The 7030-nt window shown below is 61.8% G+C and carries 7 protein-coding genes; 6 read left to right on the top strand and 1 reads right to left on the bottom strand.

The window, feature by feature from the left end:
- Nucleotides 1–359: 359 nt before the first annotated feature.
- Nucleotides 360–851 carry a MarR family winged helix-turn-helix transcriptional regulator gene (locus BLW80_RS28970; protein ID WP_068738189.1) on the bottom strand — a complete coding sequence of 164 codons (492 nt, stop codon included), beginning with the start codon at nucleotides 849–851 and terminating at the stop codon, nucleotides 360–362.
- A gap of 248 nt (nucleotides 852–1099) precedes the next feature.
- On the opposite strand from BLW80_RS28970, the gene BLW80_RS28965 reads away from it, so the two are divergent.
- The 6 genes from BLW80_RS28965 to BLW80_RS28940 all read left to right on the top strand — a co-directional run bounded on the left by BLW80_RS28965 (nucleotide 1100) and on the right by BLW80_RS28940 (nucleotide 7026).
- On the top strand, nucleotides 1100–2269 hold the full coding sequence (locus tag BLW80_RS28965) for an ABC transporter substrate-binding protein (protein ID WP_093761994.1): 1170 nt from the start codon (nucleotides 1100–1102) through the stop codon (nucleotides 2267–2269).
- 201 nt (nucleotides 2270–2470) lie between these two features.
- Nucleotides 2471–3337, top strand: coding sequence for a branched-chain amino acid ABC transporter permease (locus tag BLW80_RS28960; protein ID WP_093761992.1), 867 nt, complete (start codon nucleotides 2471–2473; stop codon nucleotides 3335–3337).
- A gap of 52 nt (nucleotides 3338–3389) precedes the next feature.
- Nucleotides 3390–4388: a branched-chain amino acid ABC transporter permease gene (locus BLW80_RS28955; protein WP_439079900.1), complete on the top strand. Its 999-nt coding sequence runs from the start codon at nucleotides 3390–3392 to the stop codon at nucleotides 4386–4388.
- A complete protein-coding gene (locus tag BLW80_RS28950; RefSeq protein WP_089268231.1) occupies nucleotides 4385–5137 on the top strand; it encodes an ABC transporter ATP-binding protein in 753 nt (250 codons plus the stop codon). The genes BLW80_RS28955 and BLW80_RS28950 overlap by 4 nt, the downstream gene beginning before the upstream one ends.
- Nucleotides 5130–5876: an ABC transporter ATP-binding protein gene (locus tag BLW80_RS28945; protein ID WP_093761988.1), complete on the top strand. Its 747-nt coding sequence runs from the start codon at nucleotides 5130–5132 to the stop codon at nucleotides 5874–5876. The genes BLW80_RS28950 and BLW80_RS28945 overlap by 8 nt, the downstream gene beginning before the upstream one ends.
- A 31-nt stretch (nucleotides 5877–5907) precedes the next feature.
- Nucleotides 5908–7026 (top strand): cobalamin-independent methionine synthase II family protein, encoded by a 1119-nt coding sequence (locus tag BLW80_RS28940; RefSeq protein WP_093761986.1) that lies wholly within the window; start codon nucleotides 5908–5910, stop codon nucleotides 7024–7026.
- Nucleotides 7027–7030 lie beyond the last annotated feature (4 nt).

Genomic DNA, 7030 nt, shown 5'->3' with positions numbered 1-7030 from the left:
CTCACGCACTCGGGAGGCCTTGGGTCACCGTCCGGCCCCACTACGGGGGTCTGCCACTCATGCTGGCTGGACGTGGCATTGGTGAACGGCGGGAAACCGTCGGGATCAGCGGAGTGCGGAGCTCTGCGCCTTTGCCCGGAAGAACGGTCCCGGGGACAGAAATCGCCACGATGGAGCGTCGAAAGGCGTTTCCGCGGCCTCTGCTGTCCGGCGATCCGGACACTACGCTGCGGCACTGTACCCAAGTCGCGCCTTTCGGCGCTTCATCTCCCTCATTCTTGAGGGAGACCACCGGGACTGCCACGCACGCGCACAGGCGCGGGCAAGGACGGCGCGTGGTCGCACTCAGCCATGTCGTCTCACGCCGTGGTCTTGCGCTTCGATGCAGCGGGTTTGCGAACCTGTACCGCGTTGACCGCCGGTGCCTGTGCCAGCAGGCGGCCCAGCATGTCGATCAGCTTTTCAACTTCCTTCTCATCGAGGCAATCCAGGAGGACCCGTTCGCGGTCCAGCGCGAGCTCGATGATCCGGTCGTGCAGCGCGCGGCCGGATTTGGTCAGGATGACGACGCGCCTGTTGTCGCCGGCCAGATCGGTCACTGTCACGCTGCCGTTATCGACCAGAGATTTAAGGGTGCGACTGACGAGACCCTTGTCGAGGTCGAAATACTGGCAAATTTGTTGTGCGGTGCACGCGTCTTCGCTGGCGAGCTTCGAGAGGATTCGCCATTCCGTGACGCCGACGCCGAATTCGCGCCGATAGGCACTCGAGGCACCCGCGGCGAGCTTGTTGCCCAGGAAATTGATGAGCGCCGGTACATATCGTCCATGGTTGATCACCGGCTTTGTCATCTGGATACGATCTGCAATCTGAAATGAACGGAAGTCGAGCCGATCGCGGATGCTTGGCTAGACTTTAGCAGCATGCCACGATGCGTCGGAATTGCGCAGTTCAACAGACCGCGTTGTGTTGTCAACCCAGCCGTTGACAGGTCAACATGGCTCCGTTATCGCGGGCGATCATCATCGCGGGCGACAGCGTATGGGGACTATGACTTCACGGCCTTGAAGAGCCGGCATCACCTACAGAGGAGGAATTAATGCTGAGGAATTTCATTTCGGCGACCGTGGCTGCTGTCGGCGTGCTGTCCATCGGCGGGCTCGCGCAGGCGCAGGAGACCGTCAAGATCGGTCTGATCGTGCCGATGACCGGTGGCCAGGCTTCGACCGGCCAGCAGATCAACAACGCCATCAAGCTCTATCAGCAGAAGAACGGCGACACCGTTGCCGGCAAGAAGGTCGAAATCATCCTCAAGGATGACGCGGCGCTGCCTGACAACACCAAGCGCCTCGCGCAGGAACTGATCGTCAACGAGAAGGTCAACATCATCGCCGGCTTCGGCGTCACGCCGGCTGCGTTGGCCGCTGCGCCGCTCGCGACCCAGGCCAAGGTGCCGGAAATCGTGATGGCTGCCGGCACCTCGATCATCACCGAGCGTTCGCCCTATATCGTGCGCACCTCGTTCACGCTGGCACAGTCCTCCACCATCATCGGTGACTGGGCTGCCAAGAACGGCATCAAGAAGGTCGCGACGCTGACCTCCGACTACGCACCGGGCAACGACGCACTGCAATTCTTCAAGGAGCACTTCACCGCCGGTGGCGGCGAGATCGTCGAAGAGGTCAAGGTGCCGCTCGCCAATCCCGATTTCGCGCCGTTCCTGCAGCGCATGAAGGACAGCAAGCCCGACGCAGTGTTCGTGTTCGTGCCCGCCGGGCAGGGCGGCAACTTCATGAAGCAGTATGCCGAGCGTGGCCTCGACAAGTCCGGCATCAAGGTGATCGGACCCGGCGACGTGATGGACGACGACCTGCTGAACAACATGGGCGATGCAGCCTTGGGCGCCGTGACCGCGCATCTCTATTCAGCCGCGCATCCCTCGGCGATGAACAAGGACTTCGTTGCGGCCTACAAGAAGGCCTACAACACCCGCCCGGGCTTCATGGCCGTCGGTGGCTGGGACGGCATCCATCTCGTCTATGAGGCGCTGAAGAAGACCGGCGGCAAGGCCGATGGTGACAGCCTCATTGCTGCGATGAAGGGCATGAAGTGGGAAAGCCCGCGCGGTCCGATCTCGATCGATCCGGAGACCCGCGACATCGTGCAGAACATCTATATCCGCAAGGTCGAGAAGGTGGACGGCGAACTCTACAATGTCGAATTCGCGACATTCGAAGCCGTGAAGGATCCCGGCAAGACGAAGAAGTAATGCTGCGTGGAGGGAGCGCGTGTTTGGCACCGCGCTCTCCACGCCATGCCCGGGCAAAAGCGCGAAGCGCGGCTTCGCCGGATGTCCCGGGCATCTACGTCTTCGTTTTGGCCAAGGCGTGGATGGCCGGAACAAGTCCGGCCATGACGTCGCTTTAAAATATCGATCTCACGTTTCTCTAATCACGGCTAACTCGCTTTCATGACCCTTCTCACCATTCTGTTCGACGGCGTCGCCTACGGCATGTTGCTGTTCGTGCTGGCGTGCGGGCTGGCGGTGACGCTGGGCCTGATGAACTTCGTTAACCTCGCGCACGGCGCCTTCGCCATGGCGGGCGGCTATGCCTGCGCGATCCTGGTCAATCGCGCCGGCCTGCCATTCTTTGCGGCTTTGCCGATTGCTTTCGTGGTGAGCGGGGCGATCGGCGCCGTGCTGGAGCGATCGCTATATCGCCATCTCTATGCGCGCAGCCATCTGGATCAGGTGCTGTTCACCATCGGCCTCGTCTTCATGTCCGTGACGGCGATGGACTACTTCATGGGCTCAGCGCAGACCTTTATTCATTTGCCGGATTATCTGCAGGGTCAGATCAATCTCTTCGGCCTTGGCGTCGGCCGCTATCGCCTGATGATCATCTTGATCTGCGGATTGCTCACCATCGCATTGCAGATGATCCTGTCGAAGACGCGCTTCGGCAGCCGGCTGCGCGCCGCGGTCGACGATCCGCGGGCTGCGTCAGGTTTGGGCATCAACGTTCCGCAGGTCTTCGCGCTGACCTTCGCGTTCGGCTGCGGATTGGCTGGCATGGGCGGCGCACTTGGCGCCGAGATCCTCGGGCTCGATCCGTATTTCCCGCTGAAATTCATGATCTACTTCCTGATCGTGGTGACGGTCGGCGGCTCGTCCAGCATCACCGGACCGTTCCTGGCTTCGCTGCTGCTGGGCATCGGCGATGTCGCCGGCAAATATTACGTGCCGAAGCTCGGCGCCTTCGTGATCTACACCATGATGATCGTGATCCTGATCTGGCGCCCGAACGGCCTGTTCGGCCGCACCGCGGCGCGGTGAGGGCGTCATGACCGCAAACAGCACCACCCATCCGGAAGTCGGCACCTTCGCCATGGCGCGCGCGCAATGGCGCTGGCCCGAAGTCGTGTTCTGGCTCGCCGCCGCAGGCTGCATCCTGCTGTTTCCGAACCGCTACCTGATCCTGACCGAGATCGCGTGGCTCGCGCTGTTCGCGCTCTCGCTCGACCTCATCCTCGGCTATGCGGGCATCGTCTCGCTCGGCCACGCCGCATTCTTCGGCTTCGGTGGCTACGCGGCGGGGCTGCTGGCATTGCACGGCATTGTCACGGAGCCTGTGATCGCATTGGTCGTTGCTGGTCTCGCCGCAATGGTACTCGGCTTCGTGACCAGCTTTCTCGTCATGCGCGGGTCAGATCTGACGCGGCTGATGGTGACGCTCGGTATTGCGCTGTTGCTGCGCGAACTCGCCAACCGCTTTTCAAATATCACCGGTGGCTCCGATGGCCTTCAGGGCATCGAGATGGCGCCGATCCTCGGCCAGTTCTCGTTCGATATCTTCGGCAAGGTCGGCTTCATCTATTGTCTCTGCGTGCTGTTCGTCTTGTTCCTGCTGGCACGACGCATCGTGCATTCGCCGTTCGGCCTGTCGCTGCGAGCGATCCGCAACAATCCGCTGCGCGCCTCGGCGATCGGCATTCCCGTCAATCGTCGGCTGATCGCAATCTACACCATCGCCGCCTTCTATGCGGGTGTTGCCGGCGCACTCTCGACGCAGACGACGGCGCTGGCCTCGCTCGATGGTTTCGCCTTCGATCGCTCCGCCGACCTGATGCTGGTGCTGATCATCGGCGGCACCGGCTATCTCTATGGCGGCTTGATCGGTGCGGTGATCTTCAAACTGCTGCAGGAGCTGTTCTCGACGTTGACGCCGCAATACTGGCAGTTCTGGATCGGCGCCGTGCTGGTGGTCATCGTGCTGATCGGCCGCGACCGCATGCATCGCTGGGCGATGTTCCTGCCGCGCCTGATCGCAAGCAAGTTCAGCCGCGCCAAGACGCCGGTCGTTGCGCCGGAAGGTGAGGCGCCATGACCATCGCGCTGGAAACCGTCAATCTCGAAAAATCTTTCGGTGGCCTCCGCGTCACGCGCGATCTGTCGCTGAAGATCGAGGCCGGTGCGCGCCACGCGCTGATCGGTCCGAACGGCGCTGGCAAGACAACCGTGATCAATCTTCTGACCGGTGTGCTTAAGCCGAACTCCGGCCGCATTCTGCTCGAAGGCAACGACATCACCGGCTTGCCGGTGCACAAGCGCGTGCTGCGCGGGCTGTCGCGGACCTTCCAGATCAATCAGCTTTACCCCGACATGACGCCGCTGGAGACGGTCGGTCTCGCAGCGTCCGAACATCTCGGCCATGGCAGCGACTGGTGGCGTCGCATGGGCACCCGCAGTGACGTCAATGACGCGATCGCGGAAAACCTCGCGCGCTTTCATCTGCTCGACGTCATGAATGAGCCGACGGCGACATTGCCCTATGGCAAGCAGCGCCTTCTCGAAATCGCCGTCGCCATTGCCACCAAGCCGCGCGTGCTGCTGCTCGACGAGCCGGCTGCAGGCGTGCCGGAAAGCGAGCGCCACGATATTCTCTCGGCCGTCGCCAGCCTGCCGCGCGACGTCACCGTGTTGCTGATCGAGCACGACATGGATCTGGTATTCTCCTTTGCCGATCGCATCTCTGTGCTGGTCGCGGGCGCCATGCTGGTGGAAGGCCCGCCGGACGAAGTGGCGCGCGATCCGCGCGTCAAGGCCGTGTATCTGGGCGAGGGCGCCGATGTCTGACCTTCTCGACATCAATGACCTGCGCGCGGGCTATGGCGAAGCCGTGGTCATTCCCAAGATGACGCTGCAACTCGGCGAAAGCCAGGTGCTGGCGCTGCTCGGACGCAATGGCACCGGCAAGACCACGCTGATTAATTCCATCGTCGGCGTCACCCGCCGCTTCAGCGGCACGCTGAAGCTTGGCGGAAAAGACATCACGTCGCTGCGGCCGGACCAGCGCGCCCGCGCCGGCATCGGCTGGGTGCCGCAGGAGCGCAACATCTTCCGCTCGCTCACCGTGGAAGAAAACATGACCGCCGTGGCGCAGCCTGGGCCATGGGACGTCAAGAAGATCTACGAGATGTTTCCGCGGCTCGAAGAGCGCAAGAACAATTTCGGCAATCAGCTGTCTGGCGGTGAACAGCAGATGCTGGCGATCGGCCGTGCGCTGACGCTCAATCCGCAGGTGCTGCTGCTGGACGAACCGACCGAAGGCCTTGCACCGATCATCGTCGATGAGTTGCTGGCAGCGCTGGGCAAGATCACACGCGCCGGCGGCATCTGTTCCATCATCGTTGAACAGAATGCCCAAAAAATACTCGGGCTTGCCGATCGTGTCGTGATATTGGAACGCGGCACCATCGTGCATGATGCAACGAGTGCAGCGTTGAAATCCGATCCCGCCGTGCTGGAGTATTTCCTCGGCGTCGCCGGCGCGGCCGGCAGCAAGAACAAACACACGGCCGGCACACCCGGCTGATCTGCAAACCAAGCATTCTGGAGTAACGACTATGCAGAGAACCAAAGCCCCGTTCCGTGCCGACGAAGTCGGCAGCCTGTTGCGGCCCGCATCGATCAAGGAAGCGCGCGCCAAGCTGGAGAAGGGCGAGATTTCGGCCGACGACCTGCGCAAGGTTGAAGACATCGAGATCGAGAAGGTTGTGCATCGCCAGGCCTCGACCGGCCTCAAGCTCGCCACCGACGGCGAGTTCCGTCGTTCGTGGTGGCACTTCGACTTCCTCGCCAAGCTGACCGGCTGCGAACTCTATCATCCCGACACCGGCATCCAGTTCACCGGCGTCGAGACCCGTCACGACTCGGTGCGCGTGATCGGCAAGGTCGATTTCCCCGACGATCATCCGATGCTTGCGCACTTCAAGTTCCTGAAGAAGCACTGCGACACCGCCGGCGTCACCGCGAAAATGACCATCCCGTCGCCGGCAGTTCTGCATTTCCGCGGCGGTCGCAAGGCGATCTCGAAGGAGATCTATCCGGATATCGAAGTGTTCTTCGAGGATCTGGCCAAGACCTATCGCAAGGCGGTGAAGGCGTTCTATGACGCCGGCTGCCGCTACCTGCAGTTCGACGACACGGTCTGGGCCTATCTCTGCTCGGAAGACGAGCTGAACAAGGTCCGTGCACGCGGCGAGGATGCCGACAATCTGCAGCAGATCTATTCGCGCATCATCAATTACGCGATCGCCGAGCGTCCTGCGGATATGGTAATCACCACGCATGTCTGCCGCGGCAACTTCCGCTCCACCTGGATTTCGTCGGGCGGCTACGAGCCAGTGGCTGAAACGCTGCTCGCTGGTACCAATTACGACGGCTACTTCCTCGAATACGATTCGGATCGTGCAGGCGGCTTCGAACCGCTGCGCTTCCTGCCGAAGGGCAACAAGGTCGTCGTGGTTGGTGTTATCACCTCGAAGTTCGGCGAGCTCGAGAAGAAGGAAGACATCAAGGCGCGCCTGCAAGAGGCTTCGAAGTTCGCGCCGCTCGAGCAGCTGGCCGTGTCGCCGCAATGCGGTTTTGCATCGACCGAGGAAGGCAACATCCTCAGCGAGGAAGAGCAGTGGGCCAAGCTCAAGCTCGCAGTCGATGTCGCGAACGAGCTCTGGGGCAAGTAAGCCC

It is taken from the genome of Tardiphaga sp. OK245 (assembly GCF_900108575.1).
Classification (GTDB): domain Bacteria; phylum Pseudomonadota; class Alphaproteobacteria; order Rhizobiales; family Xanthobacteraceae; genus Tardiphaga; species Tardiphaga robiniae.
Note: the sequence above shows the minus strand (reverse complement) of the source record. Positions and strands in the feature narration are given on the sequence as shown.